6 protein-coding genes are annotated in these 25,547 nt (G+C 70.8%); all 6 read left to right on the forward strand.

Annotated elements, in window-relative coordinates; all coding sequences use genetic code 11:
- From asnB to Aco04nite_RS08240, 6 genes are read left to right on the forward strand one after another with little or no spacing between them, the layout of a single operon-like run.
- Positions 1-1,974 (forward strand): asparagine synthase (glutamine-hydrolyzing), encoded by a 1,974-nt coding sequence (gene asnB, locus Aco04nite_RS08215; protein WP_212996580.1) that lies wholly within the window; start codon positions 1-3, stop codon positions 1,972-1,974.
- Complete coding sequence (locus tag Aco04nite_RS08220; protein WP_212996581.1) at positions 1,971-21,266, forward strand: SDR family NAD(P)-dependent oxidoreductase; 19,296 nt, start codon at positions 1,971-1,973, stop codon at positions 21,264-21,266. Before asnB ends, Aco04nite_RS08220 begins: the two co-directional genes overlap by 4 nt.
- Positions 21,263-22,555, forward strand: a complete 1,293-nt coding sequence (locus Aco04nite_RS08225; RefSeq protein WP_212996582.1) for an ATP-grasp domain-containing protein — start codon at positions 21,263-21,265, stop codon at positions 22,553-22,555. Before Aco04nite_RS08220 ends, Aco04nite_RS08225 begins: the two co-directional genes overlap by 4 nt.
- The gene (locus Aco04nite_RS08230) at positions 22,545-23,630 is read left to right on the forward strand and encodes an LLM class flavin-dependent oxidoreductase (protein WP_212996583.1); all 1,086 of its coding nucleotides are present in this window, start codon (positions 22,545-22,547) and stop codon (positions 23,628-23,630) included. The genes Aco04nite_RS08225 and Aco04nite_RS08230 overlap by 11 nt, the downstream gene beginning before the upstream one ends.
- The gene (locus Aco04nite_RS08235) at positions 23,623-24,600 is read left to right on the forward strand and encodes an acyltransferase domain-containing protein (RefSeq protein ID WP_212996584.1); all 978 of its coding nucleotides are present in this window, start codon (positions 23,623-23,625) and stop codon (positions 24,598-24,600) included. The genes Aco04nite_RS08230 and Aco04nite_RS08235 overlap by 8 nt, the downstream gene beginning before the upstream one ends.
- Positions 24,597-25,349, forward strand: a complete 753-nt coding sequence (locus Aco04nite_RS08240) for a thioesterase II family protein (protein WP_212996585.1) — start codon at positions 24,597-24,599, stop codon at positions 25,347-25,349. Before Aco04nite_RS08235 ends, Aco04nite_RS08240 begins: the two co-directional genes overlap by 4 nt.
- The last annotated feature ends 198 nt before the right edge of the window (positions 25,350-25,547 follow it).

Consider the following 25,547-nt stretch of genomic DNA (forward strand, 5'->3'; position numbering starts at 1 on the left):
ATGTGCGGGATCGCTGGCTTTCTGTCGACGGCGCTGCGCGGTGCGGGTGCCGACACGGTGATCACCTCGATGTTGTCGCGGATCGGTCACCGTGGCCCCGACGACGCCGGTTACTACCTGGACGACGGTTTCGCGATGGGCACGGTACGCCTGGCGATCGTCGACGAGGCCGGCGGCGCGCAACCGATGTCCGACCCGTCGGATCGCTACTGGATCAGCTTCAACGGCGAGATCTACAACCATGCCGAGCTGCGCCGGGAGCTGCAGGCAGCGGGCCGGCGGTTCCGCAGCGACCACTCCGACACGGAGGTCGCATTGCAGGCGTGGATCCACTGGGGAGCGGAGGGCTTCGCGCGGTTCAACGGCGCGTTCGCGCTGGCCATCCGCGACCGGGTGACCGGTGACGTCGTGCTCGCCCGCGACCGGTACGGCAAGCGGCCCTTGTTCTACGTCGACGAGCCCGGCCGCTTCCTGTTCGCCTCGGAGATGAAGGCGTTCCGGGGCTTCCCGGGGTTCTCGTTCGAGTTCGACGCCCGCGAGCTGGCGTCGACGTACGCGGTGTGGACGCCGCTGCCGGACCGGACGCCGTTCAAGGGCATCCAGCAGCTGCCCATGGGTAGCGTGCTCACCCTTCGGGGCAGCGATCGGGCGCTCCGGGCGTACCACACGCTTGACTTTGATGTTCCTGCCTTTGACGGCAGTGAGGCCGAGGCGATCGACTTCATTCGCGAGACCCTGCGCGACAGCGTGGAGCTGCGCCTGCGGGCGGACGTGGAGGTCGGCGTCTACCTCAGCGGCGGGCTGGACTCGTCGATCGTCACCGCCCTGACCACGCAGTTGTCGCGGCATCCGGTGCGGACGTTCTCGGTGGCGTTCGAGAACAAGACGTTCGACGAGTCGGAGAGCCAGCGGCTGGTCGCCGAGCGCCTCGGCACCCAGCACTCCACGGTGACGGTCGGCAGCACCGACATCACCGACAACTTCCTCACCGGGATCTACCACGCCGAGGTGCCGACGTTCCGGACCTCGTTCGTGCCGATGTACCTGCTGTCGAAGCACGTCCGGGACTCCGGCATCAAGACGATCCTGAGCGGGGAGGGCTCGGATGAGGCGTTCCTGGGCTACTCGCTGTTCCGGGAGACGTTGCTGCGCCGGCAGTGGAACGAGCTCAGCGACACCGAGCGGCGTACGAAGATCGCCAGTCTGCACCCCGAGCTGGCGCACTTCGGTCCCGAGCACCAGGAACACCTCGTCGGTCTCTACCAGCAGTATTCCACCGAGCACATGCCCGGCCTGTTCTCCCACGAGATGCGGTTCAGCAACGGCCGGTTCGCGGCGCGGCTGCTCGCGGAGAAGGTCGACCCGTTCGCCGATCTGCAGAACCTGGTCGCCACGACCCCCGGTTACCAGGACCGGTCGGCGATCCACAAAGCACAGTGGCTGGAATACAACACGCTGCTGCCCGGGTTCCTGCTCTCCACCCAGGGCGACCGTACGGCGCTCGCCAACAGCGTCGAGAACCGTTGCCCGTTCCTGGATCCGGCCGTGGTGCGTGCGGCGGCGTCGGTGAACCTGCGCTACGACGACGGGCTCGTGGAGAAGGCGCTGCTCAAGAAGGCGTTCCGCGATGTCCTGCCGGAGTGGACGACCTCCCGGCCCAAGCAGCCGTACCGGGCCCCGGGCAGCGCCGCCTTCAAGGACCACAGCCCGGACTATCTCGAACTGCTGCTGTCCGAGGCCGAACTCGCGAAGGCCGAGGTCATCGACGTGAACTTCGCGCGCCGGCTCACCGACAAGGTGATGAGCACCCCCGTCGAGAACATCAGCACCCGCGAGGACCAGACGTTCCTCTACCTGCTCACGACCATGGCCCTGCACCACCAGTTCGTCCGTGGCGACGAACCCGTCACGCCCGCCCCGCTCTCGCTCGGCGTCCGGGTGGACTACCGCTCCCACTCAGAGGATGCTCGATGACCTCCCGCTCCGGCGACATCGCCATCACCGGTCTGGCCCTGCGCTTCCCGGGCTCCGACACGCTTCCCGAGCTCTTCGGTCACCTGGTGGCCGGGCGCTCCCTGATCACCGAGGTGCCCGCCGAGCGCTGGGTGAAGGAACGCCACTTCGGCGATCCCCGCAGCGGCGAGGCGAGGACGAACAGCATCTGGGCCGGCTTCATCGAGCACGCCGATCGTTTCGACGCGGCGTTCTTCAACATCTCGCCGCGTGAGGCCGAGACGATGGACCCGCAGCAGCGGTTCGCGCTGGAGCTCGCGTGGCACGCCATCGAGGACGCCGGCTACCGCGCCGCGGATCTCGCCGGCAGCCGCACGGGTGTCTACATGGGGCTGTGCCACGCCGACTATGCCGAGCTGATGGAGCGCGACGGCGTACCCACGGATGCGTACTTCCCGACCGGGACGGCGTACTCCATCGTGGCGAACCGGTTGTCGTACTTCTTCGACCTCCGCGGCCCCAGCATCACCAATGACACGGCGTGCTCCAGCTCGCTCGTGTCGATCTACGAGGCCGTCGCCGCGCTGAACAACGGCGACTGCGACCTGGCCCTCGCCGGTGGCGTCAACCTGGCCTGGTCACCGAAGCTGTTCGTCGCGTTCAGCCAGGCCGGCATGCTGTCGCCCACCGGCCGCTCGCACGCCTTCGATCAGGACGCCGACGGTTTCGTCCGCGGTGAGGGCGGCGCGATCCTGCTGCTCAAGCCGCTCGAGGCCGCGCTGGCCGACGGCGACGCGATCCACGCGGTGATCCGGGGCGCGGGCACCAACCACGGCGGCCGGACCAGCTCGCTGACCGTGACGAACCCGCGGGCACAGGCGGCGCTGATCGAGAACGTCTACAGCCGCGCCGGGGTGGCACCAGAGACCGTCACGTACATCGAGGCGCACGGCCCCGGCACCCCGGTCGGCGACCCCATCGAGATCCTGGGTCTGAAGAACGCGTTCCGCAGCATGCACGACGCCGCCGGGACCAGGCCCGAGCCGGAGATCACCGGGATCGGCTCGATCAAGTCGAACATCGGGCACCTGGAATCGGCTGCCGGCGTCGCCGGGGTCGTCAAGGTGATCGGGGCGATGGCCACCGGCACCCTGCCCGGCACCGTCAACTTCCGCGCCCTCAACCAGCTCATCGATCTCAACGGCAGCCCGTTCCGCATCGTCGGCGAGACCCAGCCGTGGACGCCGCCGGCGGACCTCCCGCGGCGGGCCGGGATCAGCTCGTTCGGGTTCGGCGGGACCAATGCGCATGTGCTGCTGGAGGAGCCGCCGGTCTTCGCGGAGGGCGTACAGCTGCCGGGGCCTTATCTTGTCCCGCTCTCGGCGAAGAACCCTGCGCGGTTGCGGGAAGCGGCTGCGCGACTGCGGGCGTACCTGCAGGCCCCGGCCGACGAAGGCATCGCCGCGCTGCAGTCCGTCGGGACCATGACGGAGATCGCGTACACGTTGCAGGTCGGGCGGGAGGCGATGACCGCCCGCGCGGCGTTCGTGGTCAATGACCACGAAGAGCTCGTAGCGGCGCTGGAGGCGTTCACCCCGGGTGAGGTTCACGCCGTGGAGCAGGCGTCCGAGGAGATCGTGGCTACCGCAAACCGGTGGGTCGGCGGCGGGACCGTCGACTGGGCGGCTTCCTACGAGACCCGGCCGCATCGGGTACGCCTGCCGGGCTACCCGTTCGCCACCGACCGGCACTGGTTCGTCACGCCGCCCGCCGCTCCCCCGGCTGTCGACCGGCTTCACCCGCTCGTGCATCGCAACACGTCCACGTTGAGCGATTCGCGGTTCAGCTCGACGTTCACTGGTTCGGAGCCGTTCCTTGACGCGCATCGGGTCGAGGGGCGTGCGGTGCTGCCCGCCGTGGCGCATCTGGAGATGGCTCGGGCTGCTGTCGGCTTCGCCGCCGGGCAGGCATCGGTGTCGCTCAGTGATGTCGCGTGGTTGCGGCCGCTGACCGGGGACGGCTCACCGATCGAGGTGGATGTCGCCCTGCGTGGTCAGGACGACGGGGTCGCGTTCGAGATCAAGCGTGGCGAGGTTGTGTACAGCGCCGGATTCGCGCGGACCGGGCCGCTCGTCACGCCGCCGCGCGTCGACCTCGACACTGTCCGCGCGGCTTGCCCCGAGACCGCGGACGTGGCCCAGCTGTACGACGGATTGCGCGGAACCGGGCTCTCGCACGGTCCCGCGATGCGGCGGCTGCGTGCGGTGAGCGTCGGCGAGGACCAAGCGCTGGCCCGGATCGACAGCGACGACGTCGACGGATACGTGCTGCCGCCGAGTGTGGTCGACGCGGCGTTCCAGGTGTCGCTGCTGCTGCTCGGTGACACCGGGGATCCGGTGCTGGCGTTCGCGGTGCGGGAGTTGCAGGCGTACGCGGCCTGCCCGTCCACCACCTGGGCCTGGGTACGCCGTACGACCGAGGGCGCGTTCGACATCGACCTGTGCGACGGCGACGGCACGGTGCTGGCCGCTGTCCGGGGGCTCGCCCAGCGCACCGCCCGCGGCTCCTCGCGAGTGGTGACCGCGACCTCGCAGTGGATCGACACCCCGGTCCGGGCGGGCTCGGGCGGCCGCACCTTGCACGGTCTGGTTGTCGGACGCGAGCTCGACGGTTGTGTGTCGTTGCCCGCCATATCCGCGGGCGGCGTGGCCGCGGGTGTTCAGCAGACGCTGATGGACGTCTTCTCGCGTGTGCAGGAAGTGCTGCGTTCCTCCCCGGACACCGAGCAGCGATTCGTGGTGCTGGTCGACGGGCGTGTCCCCGAGCACCACCACGCGGCGCTGGCCGGTCTCCTGCGCAGTGTCGTGCTGGAGAACCCGCTCGTCTCCGGGCTCGTGGTCCGGGTGGCCGGGCTCGCCGCCGCCGAGCCGGCGTCGCTGGCCGCCGTCCTGGGCGCGGAAGGCAGCGATGATTCCGCGGACACCGAGGTGCGTTATCTCGGCGACGGGCGGCGGCAGAGCCGGCAGACCGTTGAGCTGCCCGCCGGACCGGCTCCCCGGGTTCCGGCCCTGCGCACCGGCGGCGTGTACTGGATCCTCGGCGGGGCGGGCGGGATCGGGGCACACGTGGCCCGGTATCTGGCCCGCGCTCAGGACACCATCGTGGTGCTGAGCGGCCGTTCGGCGGACAGCTCCGCTGTGGCGGCGCTGCGCCGGGACGGGATCGCCGCGCACTACCTGCCCGTCGATGTCACCGACGGCGATGCGGTGCGCCGCGCCGTTTCGTCCATTGAGCGTGAACACGGTGGGCTGCACGGGGTGGTGAACGCCGCGGGGGTGCTGCGAGACCAGTTCCTGCTGCGCAAAGAGCTCACGGATGTGCGTACGGTGACCGCGCCCAAGATTGACGGCACGCTCCACCTGGACGCGGCGACGCGGCATCTCGATCTGGATTTCTTCGTGCTGTTCTCGTCAGTCGCTGCCGAGTACGGCAACGCCGGACAGACGGACTACAGCGCCGCCAACGCTTTCCTCGACGCGTTCGCCGGGCACCGGCAGGCGCTCGTCGACGCGGGTGAACGGACCGGGCGCTCCGTGGCGATCAGCTGGCCGCTCTGGGAGCAGGGTGGCATGACCCTGGACGACGCGACCCGCGCGGAGCTTCGCGCCGATCGCGGCTGGGAGGCTCTGCCGACCGAGGACGGGGTACGCGCCCTGGGCCGGGCGCTGCTCACCGACGCGCCGTCGCGGATGGTCGTGGCCTATGGCGCCGCGGCCACTCTGTCGCCGCAGCGGTGGCGGACTGCTCCCGCTCTTCCCGCTACACCGGCTCCCGCCGCGGCCGCGGTCCGCTCGCAGGGCGAGTCGGTGCAGCAGGGCAAGTCGGCGCAGCAGGGCGAGTCGCTGCAGCAGCGCACCGAGGACATGCTCAAGGACGTGCTCACCGAGGTGCTGCACCACGCGCCCGGCACGGTCGAATCCGGCGTCAACCTCATCGAGTACGGCATCGACTCGCTGAGCATCATGGAGACCACCCGGCGGCTGGAGAAGATCGTCGGGTCGCTGTCCAAGACGATCTTCTTCGAGCACCTGAACATCTCGTCCGTCGCGCAATACCTCGTGCGGACCCGGCACGACCAGCTCGCGGCCCTGTTCACGGCCGAACCCCCTCCAGAGGCCGCCCCCGCCCCTGCCCCCGTGGCCGCCGAACCCGTGGCCGCCGAACCCATCATCGCCGCGCCCGTCGCCGCCGCGCCCATCGTCGCCGCCCCCGAACCCGCCGTCGTCGTCGCCGAGCCGGAGTCCCGGGATCGGGACATCGCCATCATCGGGGTCTCGGGGCGTTATCCCGGCGCGAGCACCCTCGACGAGCTGTGGGAGGTGATCGCCGACGGCCGGCACATGTTCGAGGAGATCCCGGACGAGCGGTGGCGCCACGAACAGATCTACGACAACGACCGGGCGGTGCTGGGCAAGAGCGTCATCCGTACGGGCACGTTCCTCACCGACATCGACAAGTTCGACCCGCGCTACTTCCGGATCTCCAAGCGTGACGCCGACCGGATGTCCCCCGAGGTGCGGCTGTTCCTGCAGGCCGGGGTCGAGGCCCTGGAGGACTCCGGCTACTCGAAGGAGACGATCCAGCGCCAGTACGACGGCGACGTCGGCGTGCTCGTCGGCACGATGAGCAACCACTACAACCTCTACGGCTTCGAGAACAGCCTGACCCGCGGCTCCGAGGAGAGCGGGAGCTACACCGCGACGATCCCGAACATGCTGTCGTACTTCTACGGGTTGACCGGCCCGTCGATCTTCATGGACACGATGTGTTCGGCATCGTCGACGTGCATCCACCAGGCCGTGCAGATGCTGCGGTCCGGCGAGTGCCGCATGGTCGTCGCGGGTGGTGTCAACCTGATGCTGCACCCGTACAACCTGATCGCCTCGTCTCAGGAGTACTTCACCACCGGGACGTCGGACGTCATCCGCAGCTTCGGCCAGGGCGTCGACGGCACCATCCTCGGCGAAGGTGTCGGCGCGATGGTCCTCAAGCCGCTCGCCGAGGCGGAGCGCGACGGTGACCACATCTACGCCGTCATCAAGGGGACCGCCCTGTCGAACGCGGGCATCCGCAACGGCTTCACCGTGCCGAGCCCGGCCATGCAGGCCCGCGCGGTCGAGAAGGCCTTCGACGACGCCGGCATCGACGCGCGCACCGTGAACTACGTCGAGGGCCACGGATCCGGGACGGCACTGGGCGACCCGATCGAGATCAGCGCGCTCACCAGCGCGTACCGGAAGCACACCGCGGACAGCCAGTTCTGCGCACTCGGCTCGGTCAAGGCCAACATGGGCCACCTGCTGGCCGCCGCCGGGATGATCGGCATCACCAAGGTGCTGCTCCAGCTGCGCCACGGCATGCTCGCGCCGTCGCTGCACAGCACCGAGCTGAACCCCGACATCGACTTCGGCGAAACCCCGTTCCGGGTGCAGCAGGACCTCGCCCCGTGGAACCCCATCGTGATCACTCAGGACGGCGCGACGGTCACCCTGCCCCGGCGCGCCGGGGTCACGTCCATCGGTGCGGGCGGCATGAACTCGCACATCATCCTCGAGGAACACCGCCCGGCGCGGCCCGCTGCCGGTGGGGCGGCCGGTTCCCAGCTGTTCGCCTTCTCCGCCATGCACGAGGCGGCACTCGCGCGGTACCTGACGACATTCCGGGAGTACCTGGACCGGGCGGACGACGCGGAGCTGGCCGACATCGCTTACACGCTGCGGGTCGGCAAGAACGCGTTGCCGCACCGGTGGGCGTTCACCGCGCCGGACAAGACGTCCGCGCTGGCGGCGATCGACCGTTATCTGGCCGGTGCCCGGGAGGCCGTCACCGGCGAGCATGCTCAGGCGTGGGTGGCGGGTCGTAGCGTCGACTGGCGGCAGCTGCCGGTCGCACGGCGGGTGTCGCTGCCGGCGTACCCGTTCGACAAGATCCGGTGCTGGGTGGAGAGCACCCCCGGCGCGCCGTCGGTGCTCGCGCCGCTGGCCCTGCGCGAACGACTGCACCCGTTCATCACCCGGAACACCTCCGACGTGCGAGGGTTGCGCTGGGAACTCGACGCCGACCTCACCGACCTGCGCGACTACAGCTTCCGGTCGCAGGACACACCGCAGATCATCAGTACGTTCGCCGTGGACCTCGCACTCGCCGTCACCCGGCTGAGCGGCCACGCCGGCACCCCCGCCGTGCACGATCTGGTGCTGTCCACGCCGGTCGACTGGGCCACCACCCCACGACTGGACATCGCCTTCGACGGCGGGCACGGCATCGTCCGCACTCCTGACGGCACCGTCGTGGTGTCATTCACCGCCGGTACGGACGACGGTTCCGCCACGCGTCACGTCACGGTCGGGCGGACCTCGCGCATTCTCGATCAGCAGGGACTCCTGGGCGAGCTCGCGCAGGGCGGTCTGCGATACCGGGACGCCTACAGCGCTGTCGACGGGGTCGAGCGGACCGAGGACGGGCACACCGTGCTGCGGCTGCGGGAACCCCGGCTGCGCCAGGACCACTTACGGCGCAACGTCACCCTCGATCCGGCCGTTCTGTGCGCCGTCGACCAGGGACTGCGGTGGCAGGCGAAACGGGCCGGGGTGGCGGCTTGGGCGCAGGCCGGGCTCACCGGTGCCGCGTCGGTGCGGCTCGGGGTGACCGCGCCGGTCAGCACGGTCGTGTTCACCACCGCCGGCGACATCCTCCTGCTCTCCGACAGCAGCGACATCGTCGCCGAACTCAGCGATGTGCAATCCGGCACCGAGACCAACGGCACGCTATCCGGCACATCCCTCAACGCCGTGCGGGCCGGCGCCGAGATCAACGGCGTGCGGTTCGGGGCCGAGATCAACGGCGTGCGGTTCGGGGCCGAGATCAACGGCGTGCGGTTCGGGGCCGAGCACCGCGGTGTGCGGCAGGGCGTTGTGGCTCCGCAGGCGGCGCGGCCGGTGGTTGTCGCGGCGATGCAGCCTGCAGTCTTTGTCGCGAAATCGCCGGTCCCGGCTGTTGTCGGGGAGTTGCAGGCCATTGCGGCGGAGATTCTCGGGTTCGAGGCGCATGAGCTGGACACCGGAACCGGGTTCGACGCGTTCGGGTTCGACTCGATGTCGCTGGTGACTTTCGCGCAGCGGATCCGGGAGCGCTTCGGGCCCGAGCTCAGTCCCGCGGTGTTCTTCGACCTCACCACGATCGACGCCCTCGGCGACCACCTGATGACCGAGCACGGTGTGCGCGACGTCCATCGCGACGCCGCGGCCGTCCCCACGACGCCCACGGCCGTAGCAGCACCGGCCTCAGTACCCGTCACCCCGGCAACCGATGGTGTGATGCCGGTTGCGGTCATCGGGGCGGCGGGGCGGTTTCCCGGTGCGCGGAACCTCGATGAGTTCTGGGCGAACATGACGGCCGGCGGGGACCATGTCACCGCATTTCCGCTGGACCGCTACGAGGGCGCCTACCGCCGGGCCGTTGAGGATGCCGACTTCCCGCATCGGATGGGCGTGCTCGACGACGTCGACGCGTTCGATGCCGCGTTCTTCGGGATTCTGCCGCGGGAGGCGGAGCGGATGGATCCCCAGCACCGGCTCGTGCTGGAGACGGTGTGGAACGCGCTCGAGCACAGCGCTCACCAGCCGGGCGAGCTGCCGTCCGATACGGGGGTCTTCATCGGTGTGTCGGCCAACGAGTACAGCGGGCTGCTCACCGCGTACGGAGTGATGCCGGACGCCTTCACCACCGTGGGCAACACGCACTCGATCCTGGCCAACCGGATCTCCTATCTGCTCGATGTGCGCGGGCCGAGCGAGCCGATCGACACCGCCTGTTCCAGTTCGCTGGTGGCGGTCCACCGGGCGGTCGAGGCGATCCGTTCCGGGGCCTGCACCATGGCGGTCGCCGGTGGGGTCAACGTGCTGCTCGGCGCGGACGGGTTCATCAGTGCGCAGCTGGCCGGGATGCTCAGCCCGGACGGCCGGTGCAAGACCTTCGACGCGCGGGCCGACGGGTACGTCCGCGGTGAGGGCGTCGCCGCCGTGGTCCTCAAACCGCTCGCCGACGCGGAACGCGACGGGGACGCCATCATGGGCGTGATCCGGGGAACCGCGCAGAACCACGGCGGCCGGGCGAACTCGCTGACCGCGCCGAACGCCGACGCGCAGGCCGAGCTGGTCAGCGCGGCCATCGGGGATCTCGACCCCGCGACCATCGGCTACATCGAGACGCACGGCACCGGCACCGCCCTCGGCGATCCGGTGGAGATCCGCGGTCTGCGCAAGGCGTTCCGCGGTCTCGGCCACGCGGACGACGGCGCCTGCGCGCTCGGCTCGGTGAAGGCCGGCATCGGGCACCTCGAGGCGGCGGCAGGCATCGCCGGGCTGGTCAAGGTCCTGCTCGCCCTCGAACACCGGGTCCTGCCCGGCACCGTCGGGCTCGACCGGATCAACCCCTACATCGAGCTGGCCGGTGGCCCGTTCCATGTGGTGCGCGACGCCGAGCCGTGGCCCGCGCCCCGCGGTGCCGCTCCCCGCCGCGCCGGGGTCAGCAGCTTCGGCTTCGGCGGCGTGAACGCCCACGTGGTCGTCGAGGAGTACCAGCGCGTGCCGCAGGATCCGCGGGACGTCACCGCCGTGGTGGTGCCGCTGTCGGCGCGTACGCCGGACCAACTCGTGCAGCGGGCCCGTGACCTGCTCGCCCACCTGCGCGGGGAGCGGCCCGCGCTGGACGAGATCGCCTGGACGTTGCAGGCCGGACGGCAGCCGATGCGCGAGCGGGCCGGCTGGGTCGTCACCTCGCACGAGGAGCTGATCTCGGCGCTACGAGCCTTCATCGACGGCGGGAGCTCCGCACCGGCTGGCGAGCTGGGCATCGTGCTTCAGCGATGGCTCGACGACGAGGCGGTCGACTGGAGGTCGCTGTACGGCGCGCAGACGCCGAACCGGGTGCACCTGCCCGCGTACCCGTTTGCGGACGACCGTTTCTGGATCCCCGGCACCCACACCGAACCGCACCCGCCGGCCGCCACGAGTCGCACGTCGCTCTTGACCGCTCGGTGGGAGCCCGCGGCGGCCGGGCCGGCCGTTGGCTACGACCGGCACGTCGTCATCCTCTGCGGGATCGACGGGCGGGTGCCCGGCGCCGAGTGTTTCCCCGTCCACACGGACAAGACCCGCCCGGAGACCCGGCTGCGCGACCTGTCCTGGCAGGTGGCCCGGATCGTCCAGGAGCTCGGCGAACCCGCCGGGCGGACCCTGGTGCAGGTGATCGCCGGGGAACCGGCGGCGCGAGCGCTCGCGGGGCTGACCCGGACACTGACCCGGGAACGGCCGGGTATGACGGGTCAGGTCATCGTCATCGAGGGCCAGGACGTCGCCACGGTCGCGGCCGAGAACTCCGGCGGCGCGGACGACCTGGTGGTGTACCGCGACGGCGTACGGACCGTTCCGGTGTGGACACTTGCGGAGGCGGACGCGACCGCGGCGCCGTGGCGCGACGGCGGCACGTACCTCATCACCGGGGGTGCCGGCGGTGTCGGGGCGCACGTCGCCCGTCGCATCGCCGCGGACACCCGCGACGCGACCGTGGTGCTCACCGGCCGGTCCCCTCGTGACGAGCGCATCACGGCGCTGCTGAGTGAGCTGGAACGTGCCGGGCTGACGGCCCGCTACATGCGGGCGGACGTCTCCCGGTGGGAGGACGTGCGGCACCTGGTCGCGCAGTCCGGGCAGGTCACCGGCATCGTGCACGCCGCGGGCCGGACCCGTGACGCCCTGCTCGCCGGGAAGACGGCCGAGCAGTGGGACGAGGTCCTGGCGGCGAAGGTCGACGGCCTGGTGCACCTCGACCGGGCCACGGAGGACCATCCGCTGGAGTTCCTCCTCGCGTTCTCGTCGGGCGTCGCTCTCACCGGAAACCCCGGTCAGGCCGACTATGCGGTTGCCAACGCCTTCCTTCACGCGTACGCCGAACAGCGCAACACCCTCGTCGACCAGGGCAGCCGCCGTGGGCGTACGACGGCGATCGCCTGGCCGTTGTGGCAGGACGGTGGCATGAGGGTGAGCGCGAGCACCCGCGACTACCTGTGGCGTGACCGGGGACTGGCCCCGATGCCGACCCCGGACGGCCTGACCGCCCTCAACGCCGCGTGGCAGCTCGGCGCTGACCAGGTTTGGATCCATCACGGCGACCCGCAACGCCTGCCGGCCGCACCGGTGTCAGCGCCGACCATGTCGCACGAGCCGATCGACCAGGTCAAGCCGGTCGGGCCGATCGAGTCGGTAGGGCCGGTGGCCGAGGACGGTCCGGCCGTGAAGGTCGAGACGCTTGTCGAGTTGTTCGCCGAGGTCACCGGGCTGGCCGTGGATCCCGACCGGCCGCTGATCGACCTGGGCCTGGAATCAGTGATGATCATCCAGCTCAACCGGCGGCTGGCCGAGATCGCGCCGGACTTCTCCCGGACGGTGTTCTACGAGCAGCCGACCCTGCGGGCCGTAGCGGCCACCCTGCGCAGCCGGCAACCGGCCGCACCCGTCGCGGCCAACTCGGAAGGGCAGCAGCCGGTCGCAGCCTCGGCTCAAGCGCCTCGGGAGGTGGCTACGGCACAGGGCGTGCATCCGGAAGGGGCGGACGAGCCGATCGCGATCATCGGGATGAGCGGCCGGTACCCCGGTGCGGCGGATCTCGACGAGTTCTGGGAGAACCTCAAGGCCGGGCGCGACGCCGTCCGCGAGGTGCCGGCCGACCGCTGGGCGCTGGACGGGTTCTTCGAGCCGGATCGTGATCGCGCCGTTGCCACCGGGCGTAGCTACAGCAAGTGGGGCGGGTTCCTCGAGGATGCCACCGCGTTCGACCCGCGGTTCTTCGGGATCGCGCCGCGGGATGCGTACGCCATGGATCCGCAGGAGCGGTTGTTCGTGCAGGCCGGGTGGGAGGTCCTCGAGGACGCCGGCTACACCCGGGCGCGGCTCAGCGAGCAGCATCGGGGCGGCGTCGGGGTGTTCGCCGGAGTCACCAAGGTCGGGCACGCACGGTATCCGGCCGGACGGCTCGCCTCGGGGGAACTCGTGGTGCCCGGGCTGTCGTTCGCGTCGCTGAGTGCGCGGGTGTCGTACCTGCTGAATCTGACCGGGCCGAGTCTGACCGTCGACACCATGTGCTCGGCGTCGCTGACGGCGATCCACGAGGCGTGCGAGCATCTGCGCCGCGGTGACTGCGAGGTGGCCGTTGCCGGTGGCGTCAACCTGTACACCCATCCACTGGACTATGTGGAGCTGTGCCGGTCGGGGATGTTGTCGCCCGATGCGCAGAACCGCTCGTTCGGTGCCGGTGGACACGGGTTCGTGCCCGGCGAGGGTGTCGGCTGTGTGCTGCTCAAGCCGCTGAGCCGGGCGGTCGCGGACGGGGACCGGGTCCTCGCCGTGATCCGGGGATCGGGGATCAACCACGGTGGGCGTACCAGTGGCTACACCGTGCCGAGCCCGGTCGCACAGGCCGCGCTGATCCGCGCCACCCTCGACAAGGCCGGGATCCCCGCGGACCGGGTCGGGTACGTCGAGGCCCACGGCACCGGCACCGAGCTGGGTGATCCGATCGAGATCACCGGTCTGAGCACCGCCTACGACCGGGACACCAGCGAACGGCAGTACTGCGCGATCGGCTCGGTGAAGTCCGGCATCGGGCACCTGGAGGCGGCCGCCGGTGTCGCCGGGCTGACCAAGACGGTGCTGCAACTGCGGCACAAGCAGCTCGTGCCGTCCCTGCACGCCGACAGCGTCAATCCCAACATCAGCTTCGAGCGCACCCCGTTCCGGCTCCAGCGTGAGCTGACCGCGTGGGAGTCCGCGCAGCCCCGCGTCGCCGCGGTGTCGTCGTTCGGCGCCGGTGGATCGAACGCACACATCATCGTGGAGGAATACGTCATGCCCCCTGCGCCGAACGCGGGACCCGCCGCGGACGAACAGCTCGTCGTCCTCTCCGCGCGCACCGGTGAACAGCTGGACCGCTCCGTCGAGCGGCTCGGTGAGTTCCTCGACCGGAATCCCGGCACCGACCTGGCCGCGCTGGCCCACACCCTGCGGACCGGGCGGGAGGCGATGACCGAGAGGTACGCCGTCCTGGTCCCCTCCGTCGTAGAACTACGCGCCGCTCTGCGTACGGGCAGAGGTCATCGGGGCACCGCCATCGCCCACGCGGAGCCGGCCGGTGACGGTGACCTGCAGAACGAGTTGGTGCGGCGCTGGATCGAAGCGGGCAGCCTCGGCAGGCTCGCCGCCCTGTGGGTGTCCGGCACCGAGGTGGACTGGTCCCTGCTCAGCACCGGGACCACGCGGCCGGTGTCGCTGCCGACGTACCCGTTCGCCAAGGACCGGTTCTGGATCGGCGATCTGACCGCGACCGAGGAGATCGCCCCGCCCCCTGCCACGACCGAACCCGCTGCCGCTGCCGCACCGGACTGGGATCACTACGTCTCCGGCCTGGTGCGCGAGAAGGTCGCGGTCGCTCTGGCCCTGGACGAGTCCGAGGTACGCGGTGACGTCGCCTTCGCCGACTACGGGCTCGACTCGATTCTCGCGATCCGGGTGGTCAGCCAGCTCAACGAGGCCCTGTCCCTGCGCCTGTCCACCAACGTGATCTTCGACTTCAGCACCGCCGACCGCCTCACCCGGCACCTCAGCACCGAATACCGCGACACGATGACCCCACCGGCAGCCACTCCCCCATCGGTAGTGCCAGCAGGGCCGGTAGCAGCGACCGGAACAACGCGCGGGCCGATCGCCATCATCGGGATGAGCGGCCGGTACGCCGGCTCGGACGATCTGGACGAGCTGTGGCAGCACCTCGCGGCCGGCGACGATCTGATCACCGAGGCGGACCGCTGGGATCTGACCGGTATCAGCGACTGCACCAGAGGTGGCTTCCTCGACCGCATCGACGAGTTCGACGCGATGTTCTTCACCGTCTCCGGCACCGAGGCCGCGGTGATGGACCCCCAGCAGCGGCTCGTGCTGGAGGAGGCGTGGAAGGCCCTGGAGGACGCCGGGTACGCAGGCCCGGCAGCCGACCGCCGCTGCGGTGTCTACCTCGGTGGCTGGGCGGGCGACTACCACTCGCTGCTCGGCGACGACGCCCCCGCGCAGACGTTGTGGGGCAACATGAGCTCGGTCATCCCCAGCCGGGTCTCCTACTTCCTGGATCTCGAAGGCCCGGCCATCGCCGTGGACACGTCGTGCTCCAGCTCCCTGGTGGCCATCGATCTCGCCTGCAAGGACCTCTGGCTGGGCCGTACGTCGAGGGCGCTGGCCGGTGGCGTGTTCCTGCAGTCGACGCCGCGGCTCTACCGCCAGGCCGACCGGGCCGGGATGCTCTCCCCCACCGGCGCCTGCCACTCCTTCGACGAGCGTGCCGACGGGTTCGTGCCGGGCGAGGGCGTCGGGATGGTGGTCCTCAAGCGGCTCGAGGACGCGCTGGCCGACGGCGACCACATCCACGGCGTGATCAGGGCCATCGGGACGAACCAGGACGGCGCCACGAACGGCATCACGGCGCCCAGCTCCCTCTCCCAGGAGCGACTGCTGCGTGACGTGTACGACGACTTCGCCGTCAACGTCGACAACATCCAGTTCGTCGAGACGCACGGTACGGGAACAGGGCTCGGCGACCCCATCGAGTTCGGTGCGTTGACCCGGGCGTTCCGGGCGCACACCGACCGGCAGGAATTCTGCGCCCTCGGGTCGCTCAAGGCGAACATCGGGCACACCCAGTTCGCCGCCGGGGTGGCCGGGGTGCTGAAGGTGCTGCTGGCGCTCCGGCACCGGCAGATCCCCGCTCTGACCGGCTTCGCGACCCCGAACCCGGCGATCGAGCTGACCGGCAGCCCGTTCCGCGTGCCGACCGGCCTGCAGAGCTGGGACGTCGCGGACGGTGTGCCACGCACCGCGGCGGTCAGCTCGTTCGGCGCCAGCGGCACCAACGCGCACCTCGTCATCGAAGAGGCACCCCCGGCCCTGCGGCGCGGCCCGGCGCCGCAGGGTGAGCAGGTCGTCGTCCTGTCGGCGAAGACCCCGGAGCAACTCGGCCTGCAGAAGCAGCGGCTGGCGGCCCATCTGCGTACGGCCGGCTCGCAGGTCGTGCTGGGCGACGTCGCCTTCTCCCTCGCGGCGGGCCGGCGGCACTTCCCGCACCGTTTCGCCTGCGTCGCCGGTGACCTGGCGGAACTGATCGCGGTCCTCGACGGGAGTTCTGCCGCTCGTACGAATGACGCGGCGCGCACGTTCCTGGAGGGTGGCGCACCGCCGGTCATCACCGGCGCGGCCCGCCGGGTTCCGCTGCCGACATACCCGTTCGCCGGCGAGCGCTACTGGCCCCGCACCGCCGAGCCGGCAACCGGAGTGCTACGCAGCGCCTCGCCGGCAGCCGAGCTGCCACGCAACGGCAAGTCGGGGATCGAAGTTGTTCTCAGCCCCGGTGACCAGCTGATCCGCGAGCACACGGTGCAGGGTCGCGGTGTCCTGCCCGGTGTCGCACACCTGGAACTCGCGCGGCGTGCTGCGGCCCGGACCACCGGCGCGACCGTCGTGGGGTTCCGTGACGTCACCTGGGCGCGGCCACTCACGGTCACTACCGAGCCCGTCACCGTACGGGTCGAGCTGACCCCGGACGGCACGGACGGTCACCGGTTCACGATCGCCGACGGCGACACGGTCTACTCCCAGGGCGACATCGCACTCGCCCGATCGCCACGGCCGGCCCCGGTCGACCTCGCCGCCCTGCGCACCACCTGCCGTGACAGTGTTCCGGAGGAGCGCATCCACGCGGCGCTGTTCGCGGCGGGCATCGACCACGGTCCCGCTCTGCGCGCGATCCACGACGCCTGGGTCGGTCCCGGCGTGGTGCTCGCGGAGCTGCGGCTGCCCGCCGGAGCCGAGCGCGGGATGCCCGCACCGGCCCTGCTGGACGCCGCCATCCAGGCCTCGGTCGCCACTCACCTGGCAGGCGGTGAACGGCGACTGCAGGACACCGCGGTGCCGTTCGCGCTGGGCAGCTACGAGGTGTACGCCCGCTGCGGCGACGTCATGTGGGCGGTCGTGCGCGGTGGACAGGCGGGCACGCTTCCCGCCCTCGACATCGACCTGGTCGACGCGTCCGGCGCGGTGTGCGTACGGATGAAGGGATACACCGCCCGCCGCACGGCACCGCCAACCGTGACAACGACTGACACCTCGGCCATGTACGCGCCGCGGTGGGAGCCGATCGCGGCCACCGCGGCGAGCACGCCCCGCGCCGGTGACCGGGTCCTGGTCGCGGGCGGCACCCCGGTGCAGTGGGCGACGCTGTCAGCAACCGGCGCCCACGTGGACATCTGGCCGTTGCCCGCCACTGCCCCGGCGGCTGACGTCGACGCGGCATTGCGTACCCGTGGGCCGATCGACCATCTCGTCTGGATCGCGCCGGCCATCGAGCTCAAGCCGGCCGACGCGGCGGGATACACCGCCGCGCAGGAGGAGGGTGTCGTCGCCGCCCACCGCATGATCAAGGCGCTGCTGGCGACCGGTTGCCAGGATCGGCCGCTGGGCATCACGCTCGTCACCACGCGGGCGCTGGCAACGCATGCCGGCGACCGGGTCGAGCCGGCCCACGCCGGACTGCACGGGCTGTTCGGGTCGCTGCAGCGCGAGTATCCGCATTGGACGGTGCGGCGCACCGACGTCGAGAACGCCGGCTGGCCCGCGGACCTCACCGCCCTGCCGGCCGCGTCACCCGACGACGCGTGGGTGCATCGGGCCGGGAGCTGGCTCGCGCGCCGGTGGACGCCGTTCACCGCGCCGGGCCGGTCGATCTACCGCGCGGACGGCGTCTACCTGGTGGTCGGGGGCGCCGGCGGCCTGGGCACCGCATGGACCCGGCACGTGGCCGCGCTCGGCGCTCACGTCATCTGGATCGGCCGGCGCCCGCAGGACGTGGACATCGACGCCAAGCTGCGGTCGATCGACGGGCCCGGCACGGTCCGGTACGTGCAGGCGGACGCCGGTGACCCGGTCGCGTTGCGCCGCGCCGTCGACGTCGTCAAGCGCGATCACCCGAGCATCCACGGGGTGGTGCAGGCCGCGCTGGTGTTGCGGGACAGCGGTTTCGCCGCGATGACCGAGGACGGCCTGCGCGCCGCGCTCGCCGCGAAGGTCGACGCGACGGTCGCGCTGGCCGAGGCGGTCGAGGGGGAACCGCTCGACTTCTTCCTGCTGTTCTCGTCGATGCAGTCTTTCACCACGGCGGCCGGGCAGGGCAACTACGCAGCCGGGAGCACCTTCATCGACGCGTACGCCCATGCGTACGCACAGCATCGCGACCTTCCGGTCAGGGTGATGAACTGGGGGTGGTGGGGCAACGTCGGCAGCGTCACGTCGGCGTTCTACCGCGAGCGGATGAGCCGGGCGGGCCTGGAGTCGATCGAGGCCGCCGACGGCATCGCGGCGCTCGATGTGCTGCTGGACGGCGCGCAGCCGCAGCTGGCGTACATCAAGGTCAATGAGCGCAACACCCTGCCCAACCTGGACCGCGCCGCGGTAACCGGGGCCGGGACCGGGCGCGTTACCCTCAGTGACGACGCGGACCAACTCGATTGTGCACAATTAAATTGTGCACAACCTTCCGACGACCTGATCGAGCGGGTGCGGCACTGGCGCGACGAGGAACGCGACCCGATGCTGGCCACCGTTCTGGCGGCTCAGCTCGCCGCCATCCCGGACCGCTCCGCGATCGCGCCGCAGTACGCCGAATGGATGCGGCACGCCGAACGGCTACTGCCCGCCGGCCGGCCCCAGCCGGCGCACATCGCGCTGGCGGAGTGGGACCGCCGCTGTGCCACCTGGTCCACCGAACCCGACAAGGCCGCCGAGGTACGCCTGGTGTCCGCGGCGCTGCGGGCCCTGCCGGACGTGCTGACCGGCCGGATCCGCCCGACCGACGTGCTGTTCCCCGGCGGCGACATGGGGCTGGTGGAGGGCTGCTACCGCGACAACGACGCCGCCGACCTGTTCAACCAGGCGATGACCCGGGCCGCGACCGCACTGGTCGCCGGGCACGTCGAGCGGGACCCGCAGGTCCGGCTCCGGATCCTCGAGATCGGCGCGGGCACGGGCGGGACGAGTACGGCGATGTTCGAGGCGCTGCGGGCGTACGAGAAGAACATCGACACGTACGTCTTCACCGACCTGTCGAAGGCCTTCCTCAACCGGGCCCGCGCCCGGTTCGGGCCCTCGGTGCCCTACCTGGAGACCCAGCGGCTGGACATCGAGGCGCCGATCGCGGGGCAGGGCTTCACGGACGGCGACTTCGACCTGGTCATCGCCGCCAACGTGCTGCACGCGACCCGCGACATCCGCCGGACCGTGCGGCACAGCCGGGCCGCGCTGCGCGACGGGGGTTCGCTGCTGCTCAACGAGCTGTCGAAGTTCGACCTGTTCAGCCATCTGACGTTCGGGCTGCTCGACGGCTGGTGGTTGTTCGACGACAAGGCGCTGCGCATCCCGGGCTCGCCCGCGCTCACCCTGGACAGCTGGCGTGAGGTCCTCGAGAGCGAGGGCTTCCCGACGGTGGTGTCCGAGCTGCCCCGGGCGGGAGAACTCGGCCAGCAGATCCTGCGAGCGGTGACCGGAACGGCCGCGGCCACCGAGCCTGTCCCGCCGGCTCCAGCGGCTCCAGCGGCCCTGGCGGCCCTGGCGGCCCTGGCGGTTCCGCCTGTCCCACCGGCCCGATCGGTTTCGGCGCCGGTCACGAACATCATCCGGGACCGGGCCGCCGCCGTCCTCGACATCCCGGCCGGGCGGATCGACACCGCCGCGCCGCTCACCGACTACGGCCTGGACTCGATCCTCGTCCTGCAGCTCGCGAACGCCCTGCGGGCCGAGCTCGGCACGAACGTGACCCCGGCGATGCTGTTCGACGCGGGCTCCATCGACGAGCTGAGCACCCACCTGGGCGGAAGCACCACTGCGGCGGGTGAGACGCGGCCGGGTGAGACGTGGGAGCTGTCCCACGGCCAGCGCGGCATGTGGCAGGTCCAGCAGCGGTGGCCGGACACCACCATCTACAACCTGCCGATCCTGTTCGAGGTGCACGGCGAGCTCGACGAGGACGCACTGGAACGCGCGGTCGGGGAGCAGTTCCGCCGGCACCCGGTCCTCAGCGCGGTCCTGCGCGAACGCGACGGCGTTCCGGTGATGGACATCGACGACGGCCGCCGGCCGTCGTTCGAGCGGGTCGACATCGCTGCCGGCTCACGGGTCGCTCAGCTGGCCCGATTGCGGGAACTGGCGAACCAGCCGTTCGACCTGAGCACCGGGCCGCTGCTGCGGGCGCACCTGGTCACCCTGCCGGGACGGCGTCGCCTGTTGCTGCTCACGGCGCATCACATCGTGCTGGACGGCACCTCGACGACCGTGCTGATCCGCACGCTCGGCGAGGCGTACCGGGGCATCGACACCGCCGGAACGGTTTCCTACCAGGACTACGTGACATGGGAACGCGACATGCTCGCCGGGCCCGACGGGGAAAGCCACCGCGCCTACTGGGTCGGGGAGCTGGGGAACACCCCCGCGGCGCTCGCGCTGCCCTACGACCGGGCGTACGACCCGGCGCGGACTCCCCGCGCCGACGCGATGCCGGTGAAGGTTCCCGCTGAACTGGCTGCCGCCGTCGCCGCCACCGCACGTACCCATCGGGTGAGCGTTTCCACGGTCATGTTCACGGCGTACGCGATGTTCCTGCACCGCCTCACCGGTCAGCGTGACTTCGTCGTGGGCCTGCCCACCGCCGCCCGCTTCGACGAGCGGTTCCGGTCGGTCGTCGGGCAGTTCGCGAACTGCCTGCCGATCCGCTGCGAGGTCACCGGCGAGGAGAACTTCGCGCAGCTGACCCGCGAGCTGCATCACCGGGTCCTGACGGGGCTCGAGCACGGCGCCTACCCGTACGCGCAGATCGGCCGGGCCTTGAACGTCACGCAGGAACCGCTGGTGGCCACGAACTTCCTGTTCCAGAACTTCGAAGGCGTCGGCCTGCTGACCAACGCCGGGGCGGCCCGGCCCGGCGAGCTCGACCTGCGGCAGTTCGATGACCTGCCCGACGCCGGGGAACGGCGGCTCACCGTCGAGATCTACCCCGACGGCGAGGGCTACAAGGCCTTCTTCAAGTACGACACCAACGTGTTCGACGCGACGACCGTCCGCGCGATGGCCGACGAGTGGTTCACCGTCCTCCAGGAGGTTGTCCGATGACCCGCAAACCCCATGTGGTGCATGTCGGGTTCTACGAGAGCTACGCCGACGCCGTCGACTTCGACGCCTGCACCGTCACCCTGGTCGTCGACGGGTACGCCGCCGGCCTGCTCAGCGACACGGTCCGCACGAAGTTCGCCGCGATCGCGGTGCTGGACGTCCCCGACCGTATCGACATGGACGACTACGACCGGGCTTTCGACCAGATCGAGGCGGCGGTACGCGGATTCGCCGGCCGGTTCGGCACGCCCGACGCCGTCGTCGCGGTGTACGAGCACACCACGCTGCCCGCGGCCCGGCTCCGGGATCTGTTCGGCGTACCCGGAACAGATCTGCGCACCGCCCTGCTGTGCCGCGACAAGGTGGCCATGAAGCAGGCGTTGCGCGACGTGGTGCGGACCCCGGCGTTCTGGGCGGTCGACGAGACCACGTCGCCCGATCGCCTCGCCGACATCGTGGCGCGGATCCAGAAGAAGGTCGTGCTCAAGCCCCGGAGTCAGGCGGCCGGTTTCGGGGTGCGGGTCTTCGGCAGCGGCCGCGAACTGCTCGACCATGTCCGGACCGAGCCGATCGGGGCGGCCCACGAGATCGAGGAGTTCGTCGCGGGGACGATCGGCCACACCGATGGCGTGGTCCGCGACGGGAAACTGCACTTCTTCAGCGCCTCGGACTACTACGGCGACTGCTACAGCACCCAGCATCACAACGCGCCGCTCGGGTCAATCACAGTGGACAGTCCCGAGCGGGTCGCGCGGCTTTCGGCGTACACGAGCACGGTCCTGAAGGCTCTGGGTCTGCGCGACAGCGCGTTCCACCTGGAGTTGTTCACGACGCCGGACGACGACCTGGTCTTCCTGGAGATCGCGAACCGGTTCGGTGGCGGCTACATCCGGCAGCACGTGCGCACGGCGTACGGCATCGATCTGGCCGACGAGGCCGTCCGGGCCTGCACCGGCACGCCGTCGTCCCTGCCGGGACCCGCCACCCACCACGACGTCGAACCGGTGCGCGGAGGTGCCTCCGGGGCGCTGTGGGCCGGGATGGAACAGACGAGCGAGCCCTGCCGCGTGCAGGCCGTGCACGGGGTGGACACGCTGCCCGTCTCGGTGCTGCACGCCGACCTGCCCGAGGTCGGTCAGACGCTCAACGACGGCCGGCCCGTCTTCCACACCACCGGCACGTTCGTGCTCGCCGGGCCGAGCAGCGAGTCGGTGCGCCAGGACATGGAACACATTCTCAAGACCTATTCCATTGATGTACGCGAGGAGGCGATCAGCGATGCCCGTTGAATTCCTGGGAACCGGTGCGATCAACGACGGTTCGGAGATCCGCGACCGTTCCGGGGCGCTCATGGACCCGGAGTACACGATCCGGCTGGCCCGCGCCCACGAGGACTTCGGGTACGACCGGGTGCTGGTGCCCTACTGGACCAGCGCTCCGGACCCGACGATGGTCGCCGGTCTGATCGCGGCCAACACCCGCAGCCTCGGGCTGGTCGTCGCGCACCGGCCGAACGTCTGCCACCCGACGTACGCGGCGAAGATGTTCGCCACCCTGGACCAGATCTCCGGCGGCCGGGCGACCGTGCACTTCATCACCGGCGGCGTGCAGAGCGAGCAGCAGCGCGAGGGCGACTACCTGAGCAAGGACCAGCGGTACTCCCGGACCCGCGAGTACATGGGCATCGTCAAGCGGGCGTGGACGACACGGGAGCCGTTCGACCACGACGGCGAGCACTACCGGTTCACCGGGTTCCAGAACGACGTCGTCCCGGTCAGCGCTCGGGGCCCGGAGGTGTCGTTCGGCGGCTCGTCCCCGGCTGCCTACAGCGCCGGAGGCGCCGAGGCGGACATCTACGCGCTGTGGGCCGAGTCGCTGGAGGGCACGGCCGCGCAGATCGCGGCGGTCCGGGCCGCCGCGAAGGCCGCCGGGCGCACGGATTCGCCGCGGATCCAGATCGGTTTCCGGCCGATCATCGCGGCGACCGAGGACCTCGCGTGGAAGAAGGCCCACGACATCGTGGAGCGGCTCTACGCCCGCCGGGACCCGGACCACAAGGCGGAGAACGCGGGTACGCAACGTCTGCTGGCGCTGGCCGGCACGGGTGAACGCCATGACCGGGCACTGTGGACGGCCACCGCGGTCGCCACCGGAGGCAGTGGCGACACCACCGCGCTGGTGGGCACGCCGGACACCGTGGCCGCGGCGATCCTCGACTACATCGACCTGGGCGTGGACATCATCGCCGCCCGCGGCTACGACTGGCTCGGCGACGCCATCGACTTCGGTCGCTACGTCATCCCAACGGTGCGCGAGGAGCTCGCCAAGCGCGCTGTTTCGTCGAAGGAGACCGCGAATGTCTGATCTTTCCGAGAGCGGCGTCGTGTTCGTGTTCCCGGGTCAGGGTGCCCAGTGGGACGGCATGGCCCGGGAGCTGCTGGACACGGCACCGGCGTTCGCCGCCGAGATGGACCGCGCCGCCGCGGCGCTCGATCCGCTCACCGGTTGGTCGCTGCTCGACGTGCTGCGCGGTGTGCCCGGCGCGCCCGACCTGGACCGGGTCGACGTCGTGCAGCCCGTGCTGTTCGCGATGTACGTCTCGCTCACCGCGCTGTGGCGCTCCCACGGCGTCGAGCCGAGCGCGGTGATCGGGCACAGCCAGGGCGAGATCGCCGCCGCGTACGTCGCCGGCGCCCTCGACCTGCCCGACGCCGCCCGGGTCATCGCGCAGCGCAGCAGGTTGCTGGCCGAGCTGGCCGGCAGCGGCGGCATGGGTTCGCTGGTCCTGTCGGCCGAGAAGGCGCAGGAGTATCTGCGGCGCTGGCCGGGGCGGCTGACCCTGGCCGCGATCAACGGCCCGCAGAGCGTTGTCGTCTCCGGTGAGGTGCAGGCCCTCAACGAGCTGCTGGTGCAGTGTTTCCGTGACGACGTCATGGCCCGCAAGGTCAAGGTCGACTACGCCTCGCACTCGCCGTTGATGGAGCCGTTGCGCGAGCCGATCCTCACCGGCCTGGCGTCCGTCTCGCCGCGCTCGGGCGTCGTGCCGTTCTACTCCTCCACGACCGCCACCCTGGTCGACACCGCCGACCTCGACGCGCAGTACTGGTTCGACAACCTGCGCGGCGCCGTGCTGTTCGAACCGGCGCTGCGGGCCGCCCTCGCCGGTCACCGGACGGTCATCGAGGTCAGCCCGCACCCGGTGCTGCTCGACGGGATCCGGGCGACCATCGCGGCGGCCGGTGGTACGGCGACGGCGGTCGGTACGCTGCGCCGCGGGCACGGTGGGCCGGCCCAGTTCGAGGAGTCGCGGGCCGAGATCATGGCTGTCCGGTGAGCGCGCAGCTGTGGTTGCGGCGCTATGCGCGTACTGATGAAGGATCGGGCCGTGGCAGGCTCATCTGCCTGCCGCATGCCGGGGGTTCGGCGCCCTTCTACCGGCCGCTCGCGCTCGCGCTGGAACCCGGCCTGGCCGTGTTCTCGGTGCAGTATCCGGGCCGGCAGGACCGCCGTGGTGAGCCCCTCGTGCCGGGCGTGGCGGAGCTGGCCGACCGGCTGGCCGAGGTGATCCTGCCGCTGGCGGACCAGCCGCTCACGTTCTTCGGCCACAGCATGGGTGCGACCGTCGGGTTCGAGACGATCCGCCGGCTGGAGGACAGGGGCGCCCGGGTCGACCGGTTCTACGCCTCCGGCCGGGTGGCACCGTCGCGGCAGCGGCTGAACGAGCGGGTGCATCTGGCGCCCGACGCGGAGATCATGGCGGAGCTGCGCACCCTCGACGGCACCGACACCAGCCTGTTCGACAACCCGGAGATGGTGGCCCTGGTCATGCCGGCGCTGCGCAACGACTATCAGGCGATCGAGCGCTATCGCAGCGAGCCCGGCGCGGTCATCAACAGCCCGGTGCACGCGTTGATCGGGCGTGACGACGCGAAGGTGAACGACGCCGAGGCACGCGCGTGGGCCGGGCACACCCGCGGCCCGTTCGAGCTGACGACGTTCACCGGCGGCCATTTCTATCTGACCCAGCACGTGGACCGGATCGCCGGCCTGATCCGGTCGACGGCACTGTCGGCGCTGACCTGAACCGGCCGGCGGCGCTGTCGGCGCTGACCTGAAACGTCCAGGACGTTTGAGGCCACCCGTCCGCCCTTCCCGCGGCGCACGTCCGGGCGGAAAATATTGCCCGGGGGAACGGCTGTCCCCCCGGGCACCGCCCTGCTGGATCCAGCCCGCCGACTTCGCCGTCCCCGCGGGCCCACGCCGTCCGGCGCGGGTCTGCGG

Source organism: Winogradskya consettensis (assembly GCF_018332715.1).
Classification (GTDB): domain Bacteria; phylum Actinomycetota; class Actinomycetes; order Mycobacteriales; family Micromonosporaceae; genus Actinoplanes; species Actinoplanes consettensis.

Coding starts and splice junctions, on each gene's coding strand:
- Aco04nite_RS08235 (WP_212996584.1), top strand. CDS start 23,623: ATGTCTGATCTTTCCGAGAGCGGCGTCGTGTTCGTGTTCCCGGGTCAG.
- asnB (WP_212996580.1), top strand. CDS start 1: ATGTGCGGGATCGCTGGCTTTCTGTCGACGGCGCTGCGCGGTGCGGGT.
- Aco04nite_RS08225 (WP_212996582.1), top strand. CDS start 21,263: ATGACCCGCAAACCCCATGTGGTGCATGTCGGGTTCTACGAGAGCTAC.
- Aco04nite_RS08230 (WP_212996583.1), top strand. CDS start 22,545: ATGCCCGTTGAATTCCTGGGAACCGGTGCGATCAACGACGGTTCGGAG.
- Aco04nite_RS08220 (WP_212996581.1), top strand. CDS start 1,971: ATGACCTCCCGCTCCGGCGACATCGCCATCACCGGTCTGGCCCTGCGC.